The 16,046-nt window shown below is 32.9% G+C and carries 26 protein-coding genes and 1 pseudogene; 1 reads left to right on the plus strand and 26 read right to left on the minus strand.

Annotated elements, in window-relative coordinates:
* Nucleotides 1–18 precede the first annotated feature (18 nt).
* The 7 genes and pseudogenes from dnaE to KP014_RS19995 all read right to left on the minus strand — a co-directional run bounded on the left by dnaE (nt 19) and on the right by KP014_RS19995 (nt 6,041).
* Nucleotides 19–3,210, minus strand: coding sequence for a DNA polymerase III subunit alpha (gene dnaE, locus KP014_RS19965; RefSeq protein ID WP_175491742.1), 3,192 nt, complete (start codon nt 3,208–3,210; stop codon nt 19–21).
* Between the two features lie 21 nt (nt 3,211–3,231).
* On the minus strand, nt 3,232–3,669 hold the full coding sequence (locus tag KP014_RS19970; protein WP_036587987.1) for a hypothetical protein: 438 nt from the start codon (nt 3,667–3,669) through the stop codon (nt 3,232–3,234).
* A 44-nt stretch (nt 3,670–3,713) separates the two neighbouring features.
* Nucleotides 3,714–4,073 (minus strand): annotated as a pseudogene (locus KP014_RS19975) (cytidine/deoxycytidylate deaminase family protein); the annotation flags it as partial.
* Between the two features lie 67 nt (nt 4,074–4,140).
* Nucleotides 4,141–4,401, minus strand: a complete 261-nt coding sequence (locus KP014_RS19980) for a hypothetical protein (protein WP_036587990.1) — start codon at nt 4,399–4,401, stop codon at nt 4,141–4,143.
* Nucleotides 4,392–5,339: a ParM/StbA family protein gene (locus tag KP014_RS19985; protein WP_036587992.1), complete on the minus strand. Its 948-nt coding sequence runs from the start codon at nt 5,337–5,339 to the stop codon at nt 4,392–4,394. The genes KP014_RS19980 and KP014_RS19985 overlap by 10 nt, the downstream gene beginning before the upstream one ends.
* Before the next feature lie 148 nt (nt 5,340–5,487).
* A complete protein-coding gene (locus tag KP014_RS19990; protein ID WP_036587994.1) occupies nt 5,488–5,850 on the minus strand; it encodes a YopX family protein in 363 nt (120 codons plus the stop codon).
* Nucleotides 5,847–6,041, minus strand: coding sequence for a hypothetical protein (locus tag KP014_RS19995; RefSeq protein ID WP_139210535.1), 195 nt, complete (start codon nt 6,039–6,041; stop codon nt 5,847–5,849). Before KP014_RS19995 ends, KP014_RS19990 begins: the two co-directional genes overlap by 4 nt.
* A gap of 208 nt (nt 6,042–6,249) precedes the next feature.
* Here KP014_RS19995 and KP014_RS20000 point away from each other — a divergent pair, with 208 nt between their 5' ends.
* Complete coding sequence (locus tag KP014_RS20000; RefSeq protein ID WP_036587996.1) at nt 6,250–6,501, plus strand: hypothetical protein; 252 nt, start codon at nt 6,250–6,252, stop codon at nt 6,499–6,501.
* A gap of 40 nt (nt 6,502–6,541) precedes the next feature.
* On the opposite strand, the gene KP014_RS20005 is transcribed toward KP014_RS20000, so the two are convergent.
* From KP014_RS20005 to KP014_RS29410, 19 genes are all read right to left on the minus strand, one after another.
* Nucleotides 6,542–7,033, minus strand: coding sequence for an IDEAL domain-containing protein (locus KP014_RS20005; RefSeq protein ID WP_036587999.1), 492 nt, complete (start codon nt 7,031–7,033; stop codon nt 6,542–6,544).
* Between the two features lie 50 nt (nt 7,034–7,083).
* Nucleotides 7,084–7,335: a hypothetical protein gene (locus KP014_RS20010; RefSeq protein ID WP_036588001.1), complete on the minus strand. Its 252-nt coding sequence runs from the start codon at nt 7,333–7,335 to the stop codon at nt 7,084–7,086.
* Between the two features lie 141 nt (nt 7,336–7,476).
* A complete protein-coding gene (locus KP014_RS20015) occupies nt 7,477–8,046 on the minus strand; it encodes a metallophosphoesterase (protein WP_051499282.1) in 570 nt (189 codons plus the stop codon).
* Nucleotides 8,047–8,436, minus strand: coding sequence for a type II toxin-antitoxin system HicB family antitoxin (locus KP014_RS20020; protein WP_036588004.1), 390 nt, complete (start codon nt 8,434–8,436; stop codon nt 8,047–8,049). It abuts the gene before it with no gap.
* A 340-nt stretch (nt 8,437–8,776) separates the two neighbouring features.
* Nucleotides 8,777–9,016, minus strand: coding sequence for a hypothetical protein (locus tag KP014_RS20025; RefSeq protein ID WP_036588007.1), 240 nt, complete (start codon nt 9,014–9,016; stop codon nt 8,777–8,779).
* A 30-nt stretch (nt 9,017–9,046) separates the two neighbouring features.
* Nucleotides 9,047–9,562: a hypothetical protein gene (locus KP014_RS20030; RefSeq protein WP_036588010.1), complete on the minus strand. Its 516-nt coding sequence runs from the start codon at nt 9,560–9,562 to the stop codon at nt 9,047–9,049.
* A 48-nt stretch (nt 9,563–9,610) separates the two neighbouring features.
* Entirely contained in the window at nt 9,611–9,925 is a 315-nt protein-coding gene (locus tag KP014_RS20035) for a hypothetical protein (RefSeq protein WP_036588013.1), read from the minus strand.
* A 240-nt stretch (nt 9,926–10,165) separates the two neighbouring features.
* Nucleotides 10,166–10,804 (minus strand): sigma-70 family RNA polymerase sigma factor, encoded by a 639-nt coding sequence (locus KP014_RS20040; protein ID WP_036588016.1) that lies wholly within the window; start codon nt 10,802–10,804, stop codon nt 10,166–10,168.
* A gap of 36 nt (nt 10,805–10,840) precedes the next feature.
* Complete coding sequence (locus KP014_RS20045) at nt 10,841–12,676, minus strand: hypothetical protein (RefSeq protein ID WP_036588017.1); 1,836 nt, start codon at nt 12,674–12,676, stop codon at nt 10,841–10,843.
* A complete protein-coding gene (locus KP014_RS20050) occupies nt 12,677–13,219 on the minus strand; it encodes a hypothetical protein (RefSeq protein ID WP_036588020.1) in 543 nt (180 codons plus the stop codon). It abuts the gene before it with no gap.
* Nucleotides 13,216–13,476 (minus strand): hypothetical protein, encoded by a 261-nt coding sequence (locus KP014_RS20055; protein WP_036588022.1) that lies wholly within the window; start codon nt 13,474–13,476, stop codon nt 13,216–13,218. The genes KP014_RS20050 and KP014_RS20055 overlap by 4 nt, the downstream gene beginning before the upstream one ends.
* 43 nt (nt 13,477–13,519) lie before the next feature.
* On the minus strand, nt 13,520–13,861 hold the full coding sequence (locus KP014_RS20060; protein WP_036588024.1) for a hypothetical protein: 342 nt from the start codon (nt 13,859–13,861) through the stop codon (nt 13,520–13,522).
* A 59-nt stretch (nt 13,862–13,920) separates the two neighbouring features.
* On the minus strand, nt 13,921–14,133 hold the full coding sequence (locus tag KP014_RS20065) for a DUF3939 domain-containing protein (protein WP_036588026.1): 213 nt from the start codon (nt 14,131–14,133) through the stop codon (nt 13,921–13,923).
* 48 nt (nt 14,134–14,181) lie between these two features.
* Entirely contained in the window at nt 14,182–14,403 is a 222-nt protein-coding gene (locus KP014_RS20070; protein WP_036588028.1) for a hypothetical protein, read from the minus strand.
* 2 nt (nt 14,404–14,405) lie between these two features.
* A complete protein-coding gene (locus KP014_RS20075; RefSeq protein ID WP_036588030.1) occupies nt 14,406–14,708 on the minus strand; it encodes a hypothetical protein in 303 nt (100 codons plus the stop codon).
* A 218-nt stretch (nt 14,709–14,926) separates the two neighbouring features.
* Nucleotides 14,927–15,217, minus strand: a complete 291-nt coding sequence (locus KP014_RS20080; RefSeq protein ID WP_036588032.1) for a hypothetical protein — start codon at nt 15,215–15,217, stop codon at nt 14,927–14,929.
* Nucleotides 15,207–15,380, minus strand: coding sequence for a hypothetical protein (locus tag KP014_RS20085; protein WP_175491743.1), 174 nt, complete (start codon nt 15,378–15,380; stop codon nt 15,207–15,209). The genes KP014_RS20080 and KP014_RS20085 overlap by 11 nt, the downstream gene beginning before the upstream one ends.
* Entirely contained in the window at nt 15,380–15,610 is a 231-nt protein-coding gene (locus KP014_RS20090) for a hypothetical protein (RefSeq protein ID WP_036588035.1), read from the minus strand. Before KP014_RS20090 ends, KP014_RS20085 begins: the two co-directional genes overlap by 1 nt.
* A 10-nt stretch (nt 15,611–15,620) precedes the next feature.
* Complete coding sequence (locus KP014_RS29410; RefSeq protein WP_367888849.1) at nt 15,621–15,992, minus strand: CPBP family intramembrane glutamic endopeptidase; 372 nt, start codon at nt 15,990–15,992, stop codon at nt 15,621–15,623.
* Nucleotides 15,993–16,046: the final 54 nt, after the last annotated feature.

The following is a 16,046-nucleotide window of genomic DNA, read 5'->3' on the forward strand; positions in this document are numbered from 1 at the left end:
AATAAAACTTCCATTTCATCATTCCTTTGAAGGTTCTTTGGTTTTGTATTTGGTATAGCGAGTAATCCAATAATCAGTTTGATCTGTTGGCTTAAAACCTCCAGTGCCGTCAGGGACTTGCCTAGGCTTCTTCATAAACTCTGTAATTTCAATCATGTCGCCTTTATCAATCTTCAGAGATTTATCCTTAGTGTTAAATGTTTTCTTGTCCATTTTGAACATTTGTTCTTTACCACTTTTGAGATTATATAGCTTTAGTTTTGGACTGTACTTGATGTCTAGATCTGTTACAACACACCAACCAGAATCAATGTTTGGATATGTGATGTCGGCATAGCCCATCAATTCTTTACGCAGCATAACTTCTTCGTTAGGTAGCAAAGGTTCAATTGGATTTGATCGAATTTCTTGTTCGATATTTTTTAATTCTTCAATTCGTTTAATTTTTGTCTTCTCAACATAAGTCTTTTTGTATTGACTTTTCCCATTAGAAAATTCTTCGTAAACTTTTAAGAGCGTTCCGTTATTACCAAACTTCGAAAAGAAATCGAGACGTATTAAGATGTCGAGTTGCCTTGTATTAACCGATGTGTCTTGAGTTATATTGACCAACAAATCAACAAAACTCTCATATGTATTTTTGCTTAATTCAAGTAGTTCTTCGGCAATTTTGGTATTCAGATACTTGATTGACTCAAGTCCCTTATAAATCGTGTTGTCTTGTTCGTTGTAAGAATATGATGCCGTAGACTTGCCAAATCGGATAGATGAGATTTCAATGCCTCTCGTTTTTGTATAATTAATAATTGCTCCGGTTTTATCGATATCATCTTTGTTGATGTTGAGCATAACAGTTAAGAAGGCTAGTGGGTAGTAATATCTTAGATATCCATTACCGTACCCGATATGTGAGTATGGGTTGGAGTGGTTATCGGAAAATCCGTATCGTTGGGCATCATCAATTACCTGAAGGAATGGCTCAAGCACTGATAATGCAGATTCTTCGGTTTCGTTATATTCATTAATCATTTTATTTACAAACCGTTTTCTAATCTCGGGTAGAAACTTTTCAGTACCTTCCTTTTTCGATAATCCACGACGAACCGAATCGCTCTCAGCCATAGAGAAATCGCAGAACTCTACGAGAAAATTCATGATTTGTTCTTGGTAGACTAGATAGCCTAACGTATTCTTTAAGAATTCACTGAGCGCCTTGTGTCCGTGATCTTTAAAAATACCATTTGCCAAAGCTTGTCTATAAGAGTCTCCAGATGGACGAATCGCTCCATTGCCGATTGAAAACAGTTCAATATAACTAAAACTAGGATACTGCTGCTTAATTCTATTAATCGTCTCAGGACTAAGCAAGTCTTTCAGGTATGCTTGAGCAGAAACACTTTCCCATTGAAATATTCCTAAACCAGAGTCTCTAATCGAATTCCACACTTTTTCATCATTTACGTCCATATTATCTGGAACTAATCTTTCGATTCCAGCAAGTTTGCAAGTTTCGTTAATGATTTCAATATTATCTAGTCCAAGGATATCTAATTTAACATAGTTTAATCCGTCAAGTTCTTTCATGTTAATCTGGCTTACTGGGTATTTACTTTCTTTTGTGAAGCATAGCCCTACATTATCTTCAAGGTTGACTGGCGAAACAACATATCCAGATGGGTGCGAACCAATACTTACTATTACTCCTTTGACTAATTCAACGTATTTAAATAGTTCTGGATACATTTCTATGTATTTTGAGTCAATTACATCTTCTTTTTTCTCGTTTTTATACACTGATTTTGCAATTTGGTCTACAGTTGATAAATCCATGTTTAACGCTCGACCAACTTCTCTTATTGCTCCCTTAAGAGCTACAGTGTTAAAAGTAATAATTTCGCAAAAATAGATACCCGAGATAGTTGCAACATAATCAATAACTTCTTGCCGCTTAGATGGGGGCCAATCTTGGTCTATGTCAGCGAGCGAAATCCGTTCTGGATTAAGAAAGCGAAAGAAGTTTAATTTATGTTTTATGCTGTCCATTTCAGTTATTTTTAAAAGGTAGGCTATAAGACTACCATTAACCGATCCTCTTCCGTATCCTTGGTAAATATCGTTACTATGTGCCCAATCGACAACGTTTTTTTGAAGCAACATATAGTCAATTGCTCCAACTTTCTTATATGTATCAAACTCGTCCCTAATTCGCTGGAAATATTGCTGCTTTTTATCATTATCAAACTTATGCAATCCTCTTTCAATTACGCCAATATTTATCTTTTCTTTAAATACTTTTTCTGAATCGTCATGCAGTTTAGGATACTTGGCTGTTTTGTCTAACTCAAATGGTTCAATCATATCAGCCATAACATTTGTATTATGTATTGCTTCAAGATAGGCACTTCTTGGTATGGCATTTTGTTCTTCAAACATTTTGACTAGTTCGGGATGAGTCTTAAAAGTTAAATCAAAAGCATCTTCGTCTCCATATGTTGCCCCTTTAGCTTTCATAAGAATTGTTCTTGCTTGTGAATGAGCCTGATTGAGCGCATGAGTATCGGTAGCTGCTATTAATGGAATACCAGTTGTTTTAGATAAATCGTATAAATGCTGATTAAAAATTTTTTGCTCTGGATGGGTGTGATATTGGATCTCGAAAAACATCCTGTGTTTATTCTTTACAAAGAAATCCATCAATTTGTTTAGCATTTGTTTGTTATCGTTTTTTATTGATCTCCATAAAGGCGAAGCAAGACAAGCCGAAGTCATGATAATGTTGTCAGATGTATTGAATAGATCGTCAAATGACAGGCGAGGATTATAATACCTATGACCATCGTCTTTGTTATTAGAGAGTGACGTAAGTCTGTTAAGTTCCTGCACACCATCCCAATTCCTACCGATCAACATGTAGTGGTAATTGTCGCGAATCAAACCTTTTTCTTTATCTATGTATTCTGTAAGATAAACTTCGTTGGCGTGAATATATTTCATATTCTTTTTCTCAAGAGTCTGTTTCTTTTTTACCCAGTTAAATATATTGCCATGCTCAGAAAAACATATAGTACTCATTTGCGCTTGCTCTGCCGCTTCTATGTATTGTTCAAACTTAGTTACCGAATCAACGCTCATCGATGTACTTGGATTACTCAGATCAGAATGTAAATGATAAATAACGTAATTATCTATTTGTATTATCTCCTTCCTCAAAAACTAAGTAAAATATTGAATTTATCTTACAACAATACTTTTCTCTGCTTGTATACCAAACATTCCAACATAAGGAGCAATATTTTTCTCACTCATAACTTCACTGAGCAAAAGTTCCCATTCAGCAACCACATATTTTTGATATTCATGCTTATATTTAAAAATTGGAGTTGGTAAATAAACTCCCTCATTTTTAATATATATGAAACTTAGATTAAACATGCTTACACCATTTAATTGAACATAGCCATAATGCATAATAAAATCATCTTTATAGAACACTGAATTATCTAGAAATGCAAAATCATTATAAAATGACAATTCTTCGTCGTATGGGAAAAAGACACTTAATTCAATATTATTTGCATAAATGTATCTTTCACCTCCTGATGACACAGCTTTCACCCAATACGTTTCATCTGATTCGGATAGTAATTTTAGAATTTCATTAACTCTCACTTTCTTTCCCCATTTCCTTATAAGTTATATTTTATTTTTACCTTCTAAATTATCAGCTCTTCATACTCTCCATTTGGCAATGAGTAATAAACAGCTTTCAAATCAAACTTCTTTATGTACTGTTGACATATCGGACATGGTTTAGAGTTCACTATGTTATTCCCCTTACTCCAACCAGCCACATATAGAACAGAGCCTCTAACTTGTTCTTCGCTTAATGAACAAAGCGCCATTAATTCAGCGTGACAACCCTTTTCTTCATATAGTGGATCAATTAATCTACCCTTCTTGTTAGTGTTAACTCCAACATTGACCAATCTTCCTCCCTTAACAACACAAGCAGCATGTCGGTAGTTGTCAATTTGATGTTGATTTGCCTTTTTGATGCAATATTTTATCCAGCGTTTATTTTTACTTTTAACCCCATTATTCGATTACTCCTCATATGTATTAAGTAGGCAAAAGCCTACCTTAAAAGCCCATAATTAATTCATCAAGATTCGATTCGATTTCCTCATCTGATACATCAGTTTTTGTAAGCATAAAAGTTTCATTATTCTGATTTTCTCTAACTTCAACGAACGTATAAGTTTTTGGTGTTGTGCCAAAAAGAAGGAGTCTCAAAGCATCTCTAACTACATCACTGTGATCATAATGTGGCGGAAGATTCATCATTCCTTCTTTAATATCTTCGTCTTTTCCTTTTCTTAATCTTGCTTTTACTACTTCCATAGCCTTTCACCCATCTTTCTGTATCCTCTGACTTGTGAAAGTTGGTCTAAAAGAATCTTGTTCGGTAAATTAAGATGATGGATTATTTGATGTGCAGCACCTCCAGCAACAAGGTATAAATCGAAGTTAATGTTAAGCCCATCGATTTCGTTTTGAATTTGATTTGCCAATGATTTAAATGCTTTTTCAATGAATGGTTTAATATTATATCCCTCGTATACACCACTCACAACAAAAGGGTCTAATTCATATCGTGCTGGGGATTTTCCGATAGCTTTTTGTATGTAAGATTGTAGTAGTTTATAAGCATTATCTACGCCAAGCAATAAAGTTGTTGATTCCTTCATGGTTTCCATCTTGGAAAGCCCCAATAAATTCAAAGTAAAGAATCCTAAATCAATCACTAATATATTTTTCTTTGCTTCTGATATTTTATCGAGTGTACCATCATCTTTTAACAAGTAATCCATTGCTATACCCTTACCCTGCGGTGTTAATTTAAGGTTTATAATTTTAGGATTAACATAGTAGGAACCTCTGTTCCCCTTCTTAATAGTATACTTATCTTTATCGTTTATTTTCATTAACGACTCTTCAAAGTGCTCTTTCTGTTTAAAATAAAACTTGATAGGCAACCCACTAATAACATTAGCTGCCGAATTTCCGATCAGATAGCCTAATGCAGTTTCAGTAATAGCACTCGATGTACTTGCTTCAGCCTTATTATCCTTCATTGTAAAGTATTTAATATCGCTCTGTCTTAGAGCAAGTTTTCCAACGAAGTATTGATCCTCTCCATAAATAAAGTCGTCAGGCTTAATGCTGTCATCAAAAAGTTCCTTGGACTCCCCAATGATAGATGGTTGAAGGTAAACGCGATTATTATATGAGCCTTTTGTCCATCCAAATCCCAAATCCAAAGCGCAAATATTAGACATGCTATAATCCCCCTTACTAAAATTGTTCCAGATTGGTACTTCTTGTGGTCTACTTGGGACACAATTTCTTATATAAGTGATTATAGCATATCGGTTTATTTATGTATATATTTATTTTTACTTTATTAATCCTTATAAAATGATTCATTTAACGAGTCAACAATTCTGGGTTCTCATAGATATTGCCGATAATCTCGCTCACTTCGATTTCCATTGCGTTCAAATGATCGTCTTCGTTATTGTTGGAGTCATGACAGTAGAATCCTGTTTGCTTATCATCCCATTTAATTTCCATCGGTTGACCGTCATATGTATTTGAAGCAATAATGTCTCCAGTATAAGCCTTCTTACCATTAATATCTTTCTTCGTCGTATGGAACATTAGGTCAACTCTTTCGTAATCCACACCCTCGCCCCAACCAGTTACGGGTGACATGTCACTAAAGAAGATATCACTCCATTCGATCATTACTTGTTTTTCTTTATCCCAAGCCCTGCATTCTAAAATCATTTATGCACATCCCCATGTTTAATATAAAATGGTTCTACAGCTTTCATTGCTGTTTCTTTATCACATTTATTCTCTTCCATATAAAAGCAAACGTCTCCCCAGAAACTATTTTCTTCTTCAGATTCATCGCAACACTTACAATGACACATAATAAGTTCTCCTCCTTTTGATAAAATCTGGATTTTATACACTTATTTATCCCATGTATAGCAACACCCAGCAACCCAAATTATCCAAAATCCCAACCAAAATACTGTCTTACTCCATGCAACAATAGCATCATATTTATTTGTTTTACTCTCGTTCATTAGGTAGACCCCTTTTTGTCTCAATATCGAGTTATATTTTTTAAAATATTCGAATACATTAAATCATCACTGTCAAAGGGAGCTGGTTGGTATGATTATTGTTGTATCCTTAATTATTGCTCTATATTTATTCATCGGAATAAACGTAGCAGCTCAATTCAAAAAAATGGAGAAAAATAATTTAAAATATAAAGAAACTCATCAAACCGAAAAGTTTGAACAAGCTTTTCAAGTTGTCAAAACGAATAATGGGTTTTTAAAACTTATCCATAGCAATAAAATGATTAGCAATTTGATAAATATTCTGTTTTGGCCCATCAACATGAGAATAAAACTAAAATAATAAAATTTGTGAATCGCTTTTCTTTTTTTATTATGTATTTTTACTTATTATATTGTTCAACCAATTCATTAAACCATTCTTTATCCTTAATTATCAAAGAATAATCAATCAAATTTCTCAATTCATCATCCTTTAGATTTACTTTATCATCATGGTATATCTGAACTGAGATGTTAACAGCATCCATAAGATTTTCCTTCTCTTTGCCCGAATACTTTCTAAAATCGCTATCTTTAGCTCTGATATCAATCTTAATATCCGAGTGCTCAGGAAATTCTTTTTTAAGAAAATAAGTCAACCCTTGAAGACTTGCATATCTATGTGATTCTGTATAATATGCACCAAGCATTGTGTATCTGATAATATTTTTTGTAAAATCTTTTGTGTGATAGTACCACTCATCAGTAGATTTATCGTATTTAAACATAATTGGATCGATACTCAGTTTAATATCGGTTGGTGTTTGTTTATCTACCTGAGTAATGCCATCTTTGATGAGATTAAACACTTGTTCTTTGTTAAGCATAATCATTATATTCACCTCATTAATTTATTATCGTTGTTTAATATGAAATCAAAGTTTTATCTTCTTTTTGTTTGAACGTGAGTATAATACTCATCTGTAATACAAAAGCCCATACTAATTGAGTCCAACGTTGCTTTTATGGTTTCTCCACACTCATTACAAAAAAACTTTTTATCGGCTTGATCCGTTAGAATTCTTTTATTTTTATCTATAAATCCAATTTGAGTATGTATTTTATTTTTCTTATGAATGGGACAATAAAAGTCTAACTTAGTTTTAATTTTGGGATGTTCTTCGAGTTCCATCATCAACAGCGTATCAACAATATCTTTCTCTAGATGCTGAGGAAGGACTTTCTTTATATATGGAACACCAAAAATCCTAACCTTTGCTTTGGCAACATTCTTGATTTCATCATCTATATCCCATTTAAGTTGATAATTAAAATTTCACACCTCTTCTCTCCCACTGGCTCGTAATTCCAATACCATTTCCTTTCTGATCTTCAACTCATCTAAAATCATTTCTTCTGGAATCAAACTGCCGAATCCAACTTTTTCTCTTATAAAATCACTATCTACTCCAACATTGATTTGATTCACCAATCTAGATGGTCGTTCGTGAATATGTCCATGAATTGAGTAGGCATTTGGTGTAAGTCCAATCTCAATCGGATAATGAAATAGAAAAAGATGCTGCTTATCAATTTTCTTCACAATCATATTCTCAACCGATTCAAAATAATGAGATAGCCTTTTAACAACCTTTTGGTCATCATGATTGCCTAGAACCAGATGGATGCACCCATTTAATCTGGAAATAATGTCTTCCCACTTAGTAGTCCCACCGAAAACAAAATCTCCAAGGTGATACACAATATCGTTTCTTTGTACTTTATCATTCCAGTTGAAAATGAATTGCTCATTCATATCTTCAATTGATTCAAACGGACGTTGTGCTAAGTGTAAGATGTTTTTATGATGGAAATGAGAATCACTTGTTAACCAAACTTGCGGCATTTAGTCCTCCTCTAATTTTTCACGAATTGCATTTTGAAGCACCTGAGAAAAATTAATTCCTCTTCTCTCGGCCACTTCATTTAAGTCCTCTGGAATAGTCAAAGTTTTCTTAACATATTTAATTTTTGTAGATATCGTACATGACGCAATTGTAGTAAATTGTTTCATTGCTAATTTTATTTGCTCTATTGGTGTTGGTCCAGGAATAAGTTCTCCATCCTCTAAACGACTCTGGACGGTTAATTTAAGCACTTCATTTGCTCGTCTAAATGCTTCCTCTAACGTGTCAGCCTGAGTTAGTGCTTCCTCTAAATCGGGAAAGGATATCTGTATGTGATCGTTATTAAAGTCGAGTACTGCTACATATGTATAATTTTTTTCAATATTCATGATAATTACCTCCCTTAATGTTATCGAGGTAATTATAACACGTATTTAGTACGTATTCAAGTGAGAATAAACTCAATGAAATTCAGTTTTTATTTAAATTTATTTTTTAGTGTGATTATTATATCTTTCACTTCTCGGCGACAGGTATAATTTATTAGAAGTACATTAAGCAAAATCGAGACGATAGCAGACCACAAGAACTTTGGTTCGTTTGGATTAAAAATGAAAATAATTAAATTTATTATTCCACTAAATAAAAATGATAAGCATATTACCGCAGAAAAATGATTTAAGTTCAATGAATTCCCTCCAGAGTAATTTTTAATATCCATGATGAAAGTCACATTTCACGAGATTTGATTATTCCCTTTAATTCACTAAGCAGATTTTTGTATTCTTCCTCTGATGCTTTCTGAAGATTATATCTTCCTTCCAAGCAAAAATTATACTTATCCTCGTAGACGAAAAATGGAGACTTGGCAAAGAGTGTCAACAGAATATCAATTTCTAAATCAGTTAGTTCTATAAGATGGACTTTTTTTGCCCCACTAATTTTCACAACATCTACTCCTTTCTTCATTCCCCATAAAAGCAGCCTTTTATATTGAAATTAAATCTTCAATTCTCCATTAACATATTTACCCTTTTCGATTTTAAAATCGAATCCAAGAGACTTAATCTGCTCTATTGCTGCATCGTCAATAACCCCTCTTACAACTTTTCCGAATTCTATTTTTATAGGACAGATATAGCACATATGTCTCCATCCTTCATCTACTATCTTTCCCTTTCTTCTTAGTGCCTCTATTTCGAGCAAAGTTTTGTATTCGTAATCATTCAAATTGTTTTCAACCCTACAGCCGTATAAAATTGACTCTCCATTAACCTCTATATATGTATTATTCTCAAGTAAGTAATACTCACCAATTTTATTGACTTCATTATATAAGCCCTTAAGTTCTTTTCTAAATTTATAAGCATCTCTATTGGCGTAGTGAAAAGTGTGTAACTGACCATCTTTCATTGCGATGGTAAAATAGGTGTGATCACCTTGATCGCCAAACCTTCCTCCTACTCCTCTTACTGAAGCTATCTCTGCAATCTTAACCATATTCCAATATTCCATGTTATTCACACCTTTTCATTTGTTTATAAAATGCATCGTTTATCACCTTTATTTCTCTCTTATTGTTATAATTCTTCCTTCTTGTCTAATTACGGTGTATTTTGTTGCATCTATTACATAGTTGGGATCTTTGAGAATAATTTTATATTCTTTTGTGTAACTATTATCTTCATATACTGTGAAACGAATTGCGGTTGAGCAAATCACTAACAATAAAAAACACAGAATTGAAACTGAGCCCTTCTTATTAACTAACGAACCAATAAGAAACACTAAACACACAATAAAACCGATAATTGCTACTGATCCAATAAATGCTATAGGGCCATTCTTTACAACAGTATCTGTAAAAAGTATTTCCATTTTAATCCACCTTTCAAATTACTCATTGATAATATTTATTTTTTCTTAATTCTTCAACACTGCGAATCGTTGCCAAACAACCAGCCGAAGCAAAGCAAGCCCATGCTATTGTTCGTGGTGATTGATTAAATACCGATATAACAAAGAAAATTAAACACCATAAGAAGATTGCCATTGAGAAAATTACTTTCATCTATGTATGTAGTATCCTTTCATCATGATATGTTAGTTCTATCAAATTTAACACACTGCAATCGCCAATTTCGGAATATAACGCTTATGTATTTGATGTGCTCCTTGTCTTGAAATTCCCATTTCTTTGCCGATCTCAGCAAATCCTTTTCCTTCAAGTAGGTGCTTGACCGCTACAGTTTTCTCGTTTCCGTCTAGTGACGAATTAATTGTTCTGTTCAAATAATCATTGAACATATTATCTTCAATTGCTTTATATGTATGTTCACAATTTTCATCACGCAAAACATCTTTAATTTGCACTTCTTTTTGTGATTTTCCTTTTTTATAATATCTTTCTTCAATGCTTACAGATGAGTATTTGCTCCGACACTTTCTGCTGTGGTAAATAGCATTGATACAAAATTCGTGCCAGATTACATCACCAGCATAACTCGTAAATTTAACGCCTCTATTAATATCATATGTATCGAAAGCATTTGTTAATCCGATCATAGCCATTCCAACTAAATCGTCAGATTCTTCTATCGAGCCTTTTTTCAACCATTTGGCAACCATACTTAGAGCAAACGGAATATTGTTATTGATAATCGTGTCTCTTAGTTTTTTGTCTTTGATTATTTGATATACTTTAATATTTTCTTCGTTGTTGAAGTTCTTTTCGACTTCAACATTTCTTAGACTCATATTATTTTCTCCTTATAAAAGATAGAATTTATCATACTATGCAACCGCCAATGTATTAATAATTCGTTCATATAGGTCATCTGGCTTATTATTAATCTCATCATAATTCATCAAATTTAATTCACGAACAATTTCCTTGAGGTTAAATAGGATAAATTTGTAATCCTCCAAATCCAAATTATCATTCAAGTCATTTCTTAGTTTTGTTTTATCTATGGATGTTCTGTCAATATATATTTTATTATTTTTACGATCATGAATGGCAATAAATTTATCTTCGATTGATTCAATGGTGTGTCCCAAAACCTCCACAGAAGTCTCTTTAAGAACCATTAGATCTCCAATAGCGAATACATTTCTATTAAACCCGACCATACGACTAACCATATCAAGCAACATCATTGCTCTGCGCTCTACGTTCTGCAATTCTGTATTAGATAAAGAAGCTTTAATTTTTGTCTTTTCGGTTAGTTGAGAAATATGAACAATGTTTTGCTCCTTGCCCAACAATTCAAGAACACTGCTTTCAAATTTATTGCGAGAGACAATTATCTTTAATTTATAGTGTTCAGCGATCTTGAACTTTGCCTCTTGTTCAATTACTTGATCAAAACCTAACCAAAATACTGGTTCAGATTCAAAATCAAGATGTTTACCTTTTCTTTCTTCTAACTTCTCTTCATTTATTTCGGGTTCACTGTATCCTCCAGAACTTCCCTCGTCACCCCTCCATGATTGAATCCCTTCTGCTTTCGGAGCCTTATTCATAACATCGTGTTCTATTTGAACTTCGTCATAATGTGACTCTGATTGTTTGGCGGCTTCGGATTTTAAGAATACTTCATACTGATTAATCGTTTTCATCTCTGAATTATCACGTTTAGCCAACGCGATTCCGCTTAAATATTTAGAATCTTTTTCATCTTCAGTATTGAAAATAAGGAATGTCATTTCGTTTTTTAATTTATTTTTGTCTGCATAGTATGAAATTGAGTCAATATGATTATCTATGTATTTTTGCTCTCCATTTAGAAAGCTGCTATTGGCTAGTTCTTGAATGTGTGTTTTAACCTTGCTTAGAAAATCAAGATACTTACTGTCTCTAATAATGTCTTTTCGATCTGGAGAAGTTAAATTAAGTGTTTTGTCTGTTATGTGCAAATCTCCTTTGATGTAATACAGGTTGTCCAGTTTAGTGACAAATCTCCCTTTATAAAAAACGTTTAAATCTTGACAAAACCCACCACTTAGAGCAATCCATCCCTTAATAAATTCATCGTTGATTTTACTAAGAAACACACTACCATCACCCTCAGTTAAGTCTTTCTTTTCTTGCATAACATTATCACAATAAATATCAAGTTCATGTATGTATTTTCCAAGCATTTCAACACGCTCACGGATGCTAGTTGATGTTACTTGATTAAAATCAAAATTATTCAAAATGAGTTTAAATCCATCGTATGAATTTGCAATCTCGTTTACTTCGATCTGAGTCTTATTGTTTTGAATCATATCTGAAACGTTAAAGATGATGTGTTTATTTCCTGTATAAACTTCAATATAATCACTAACTGTAATATTGCTGAAGAACCCCATACCAAACGGCGATTCTGATTTCTGAATATCTTCATCCCATTCTGATTCAGCAATGGAGAATAATGCTTGTGGATTTTGGAGCGTCTTACCGTTATTCTCAATTGTCACCTTCTTATTGCAGTAATCTATATTCACTTTTACTTCGGTAGCTTTGGCTCGTTGTGCATTTTGGATATCTTCATCTAGAAATGATAGTTTGTCTTTGAATGTACTTTGGCGCAAAAGTTTTAATTGATTGATTACATTTACTTTAACTTCTACTGGATTAGTCATTTATTTAACACCTCTCTTAAGTGCAAACAGAATAGCATTTTCAACAGTATATTCGTATTTCTCATTCTTATATAATTGAGCGACATCTGGATCATTATTTACCACACACAACCATTCATTTAGCATTCTATTGTCGGATGCTAGATTTTTAATCATGGTCTCATTCTTACTAATCTTATCTTCAATATAATCAATTACTGAATCAGTATTCTTTTTTGCGTTCTTGTTTACTAAGTATCTTTCATGTCGTCCGCCGACTGGAATATATAAAGCATCTTTGGAATCATAAAGATAATACTCATTTGCAGATACTTCCACAGCTTCATCAATCATCATAATAAACTCAAGATCATTAAGAATCCTATCAGCATAATAAACCGTTGCGTTCTGCAAAAACCTTTTCGAAAATTTACTGTCCCAATAAGTATCAATTGCCCATACGTTTCCCAAAATATCCTTCATGGTATAGACAATGCCGTGTTTACAATGTCCAATACCATTATGATACCGATATAATGCATTTTCTTTGAATATTCCTGTCATACATTTCCTCCCTGTTTGGATTTCAAACGACTCTCAATAATTCTGACGTTTTCTTCTTCTTTAAGTCGCATCCATTCAGTATAATCTGGATTCTCATCAATACTTCCTCCATCTGGACCAACAAGAAAAGTAATACCAGGAAATTTAACTTTTTGTAGTTTGCTGTTTGGAATCGGTTCTTTTGTAATACGATCTATGTATTTGTATGGTGATCTACTTCTTAATTTTCCATCTTTGGTGTACAGTGCTGAATTCATTTCGTTTTATTCTCCCTATATGTATTTTAATAAAACAGATATTTTATTGATTTAAAATTTGCCAACGACCATCAATTTCTTTTTGTGAAAAATCTCGATCACTGTGTTGTATATCCATAGGGAACTCGTTGAACTCTGATAAGATGGCCCATCCCTCCTCCTTGGCTACTTTGTATGCAGTCCAGAAATCAACATAAGGTAAGTCAATCTCCCAATTGTCTTCTAGTAAATAATTCATGTTGCAATCTAGAATTGTATCATTTGATTCATTTTCGCCTTGATAAATATAAAGTCCCCAATACTTCTTAATAATTCTTTCTTTAAGGTTGTAAGAATATGCTGTCTGCCCGTCAGTCATGGTTTTTACCAATTCCACAATGTTCACTTTAAATTTTCCTCTCTGATTTTTATTAGTAAATTAGGTCTTTTTGCGTTATCCAATAATTAATAATCATACTTACCACAATAATCATATTCATCCTTGTCCATCTCTTCGGTCAATTTACGGTTTTCTTCAACGAACCCCTCGTATATTTCCTTGCTCAAGCCCCTATTTTGGGTTGTAATAGCACATGGACAAGCCCTTTCCCAACATACATGATAGTATCCACAACCATAACTGGATTCAATTTTGTTAAATTCATCTTGACTAATCATTTGTTCCCACTCCTATTCTTCAATTTTTTGATAAAGCTTGTCTTTCATTTAGATTTCAACACAATAGTCTTCACCAATGTAAACAATGTCATTTAAAACATGCCATTTAATAGTGTGAGGATTTAATACGTTTCCATAGTTCTTATATAGATAATCAAAGATTAAAGTTTCATTATCGGGATCATTTGGACGATTGATAGTTTCTTCGATTTCAAACAATAAACCGATTTCGGTTTCATCGAATAATTCAAAAGTAACTACATATTTCATCTTTAATCCTCCTTCCCATCATCTTTCAAATATCCCTGCAAGTATTCAATATCCTTCAAAATATTCTTACCTTGTGTGTCCATGATTTGTTGAGCGAGTTCGAATGTGATCAATTTTTGATGTGCCATTTCAGATGCATTATTCATGAGTTGTGCATAATCATAAATGTTTTTAGCAAATCCAGTTAGATATCTTATTTGAAGCTTAGAAGGTTGAAGCATTTCATCTACTTTTCGCTGCTGTGTAAAAGAGTCGTTAATTGCTTTACTCCAATCAGAAACAGTGTCTTTATTTTTCTTACTCAATATTTTCTCTCCTGTTCTTAATGAAATTGAATTTTTATGTGATTTATTACTTCTTCCATAAACCAGAACAAATCGGAAGCACACAAACATTGCAGTATGGCTTATCTTCAACCATATATTTTACTGAACGTTTCTCACCACAATATGTGCAAGTAAGCTTTTTGTCATACCACTTATGGATTGGGTCAAACATTTTCATCGACTTCTTAACTCCCTTCTTAAACCACAATATTATAGTATCTTCGTTCATAGGCTAACTTCCGATATTGAGGAACTTCATATGTATCAACTTCATTTCTTTCCAAATCAATAATCGTATATGTATTTGTATCAACTGTGAATTTTAGATTGCCATATTGGATTTCTCTGTATGGATAAGTCCTCAACACCTTGCCCAAGAATACTGCTCGATTTATTTTATACTCAATCTCTGAAAATGAGTTGCACTTATGTGTACTATATGAACAAATTTGCATATATTTATCAATAACTGCCTTATTAATTTTCATAAGTTCCCTCCATATGATTGAATTGTTCGATTTCATATTTGTCTTCCATTTCTTTATCATATTTTCCTTGTTTATAAGCTATATGCATATGAGCAAGTCGTACATCATTGAATGCCTTCGACCAGAACAACCAAACAATTAGCTTATCAATCAGTCGTTTCACTATTTTAATCGTCCTCCTGTTATAACTACCGATTTACCAGTTCTGTTCATTTTGAATGGTTTACTTGTTACTTCCTGGTATTCAACGAGTTCTTCATATGTATCTTCCGTTGCTTTAAATTCTTTGCCTTGCCATATGTATTTTTCACCGATAGTAAAATTAGTTGATCGTGGTTTTTCGTTTACCCAACAGATTGATAAGATTGTTTTTGCTGCTTCACTTAATTTCATATGTATTTCTTCACCCCTTTATAGATTGAATTAAAATCATAATATAGTTGAATAAGAAATGGCTTAGAATTGGCACAAAGATGTTATAATTTGATTTTCGATAGTAATATGACCAAACTAACCCGATAAATAAATAACTTGTAAACAGTGATAAGTTAAGATGTAATATTGAAAATATTCCCGAACTAATAAATGCAGATATCCACCAATTAAAATATTTATTTATTTTTATTAATAAAATCTTTCTACATAATAGTTCTTCGAAAACTGGACTGAACAGGACGGCATATATGTACATAATAGGCGTTCTTATGTCCGCTTGTTGTACCGTTTGATTGTGAAAGAGCAAAGTTGTTGTTGATGTGATGATGTTAAATCCCATAAATGATAAGCAAAACGAGTGAAAAATATTCTCTAATGTGTCTTTGTTTTTCAA

The sequence above is a fragment of the Paenibacillus sophorae genome, assembly GCF_018966525.1.
Classification (GTDB): domain Bacteria; phylum Bacillota; class Bacilli; order Paenibacillales; family Paenibacillaceae; genus Paenibacillus_AQ; species Paenibacillus_AQ sophorae.

Bases quoted from the DNA above. Each gene is read 5' to 3' on its own strand.
- KP014_RS19980 (WP_036587990.1), bottom strand. From the start codon at position 4,401: ATGGAAGTAGTAAAAGCAAGATTAAGAAAAGGAAAAGACGAAGATATT.
- KP014_RS19985 (WP_036587992.1), bottom strand. From the start codon at position 5,339: ATGTCTAATATTTGCGCTTTGGATTTGGGATTTGGATGGACAAAAGGC.
- KP014_RS19990 (WP_036587994.1), bottom strand. From the start codon at position 5,850: ATGATTTTAGAATGCAGGGCTTGGGATAAAGAAAAACAAGTAATGATC.
- KP014_RS20000 (WP_036587996.1), top strand. From the start codon at position 6,250: ATGATTATTGTTGTATCCTTAATTATTGCTCTATATTTATTCATCGGA.
- KP014_RS20005 (WP_036587999.1), bottom strand. From the start codon at position 7,033: ATGATTATGCTTAACAAAGAACAAGTGTTTAATCTCATCAAAGATGGC.
- KP014_RS20010 (WP_036588001.1), bottom strand. From the start codon at position 7,335: ATGATGGAACTCGAAGAACATCCCAAAATTAAAACTAAGTTAGACTTT.
- KP014_RS20015 (WP_051499282.1), bottom strand. From the start codon at position 8,046: ATGCCGCAAGTTTGGTTAACAAGTGATTCTCATTTCCATCATAAAAAC.
- KP014_RS20020 (WP_036588004.1), bottom strand. From the start codon at position 8,436: ATGAATATTGAAAAAAATTATACATATGTAGCAGTACTCGACTTTAAT.
- KP014_RS20025 (WP_036588007.1), bottom strand. From the start codon at position 9,016: ATGAAGAAAGGAGTAGATGTTGTGAAAATTAGTGGGGCAAAAAAAGTC.
- KP014_RS20030 (WP_036588010.1), bottom strand. From the start codon at position 9,562: ATGGAATATTGGAATATGGTTAAGATTGCAGAGATAGCTTCAGTAAGA.
- KP014_RS20035 (WP_036588013.1), bottom strand. From the start codon at position 9,925: ATGGAAATACTTTTTACAGATACTGTTGTAAAGAATGGCCCTATAGCA.
- KP014_RS20040 (WP_036588016.1), bottom strand. From the start codon at position 10,804: ATGAGTCTAAGAAATGTTGAAGTCGAAAAGAACTTCAACAACGAAGAA.
- KP014_RS20045 (WP_036588017.1), bottom strand. From the start codon at position 12,676: ATGACTAATCCAGTAGAAGTTAAAGTAAATGTAATCAATCAATTAAAA.
- KP014_RS20050 (WP_036588020.1), bottom strand. From the start codon at position 13,219: ATGACAGGAATATTCAAAGAAAATGCATTATATCGGTATCATAATGGT.
- KP014_RS20055 (WP_036588022.1), bottom strand. From the start codon at position 13,476: ATGAATTCAGCACTGTACACCAAAGATGGAAAATTAAGAAGTAGATCA.
- KP014_RS20065 (WP_036588026.1), bottom strand. From the start codon at position 14,133: ATGATTAGTCAAGATGAATTTAACAAAATTGAATCCAGTTATGGTTGT.
- KP014_RS20070 (WP_036588028.1), bottom strand. From the start codon at position 14,403: ATGAAATATGTAGTTACTTTTGAATTATTCGATGAAACCGAAATCGGT.
- KP014_RS20080 (WP_036588032.1), bottom strand. From the start codon at position 15,217: ATGAAAATTAATAAGGCAGTTATTGATAAATATATGCAAATTTGTTCA.
- KP014_RS20090 (WP_036588035.1), bottom strand. From the start codon at position 15,610: ATGAAATTAAGTGAAGCAGCAAAAACAATCTTATCAATCTGTTGGGTA.
- KP014_RS29410 (WP_367888849.1), bottom strand. From the start codon at position 15,992: ATGGGATTTAACATCATCACATCAACAACAACTTTGCTCTTTCACAAT.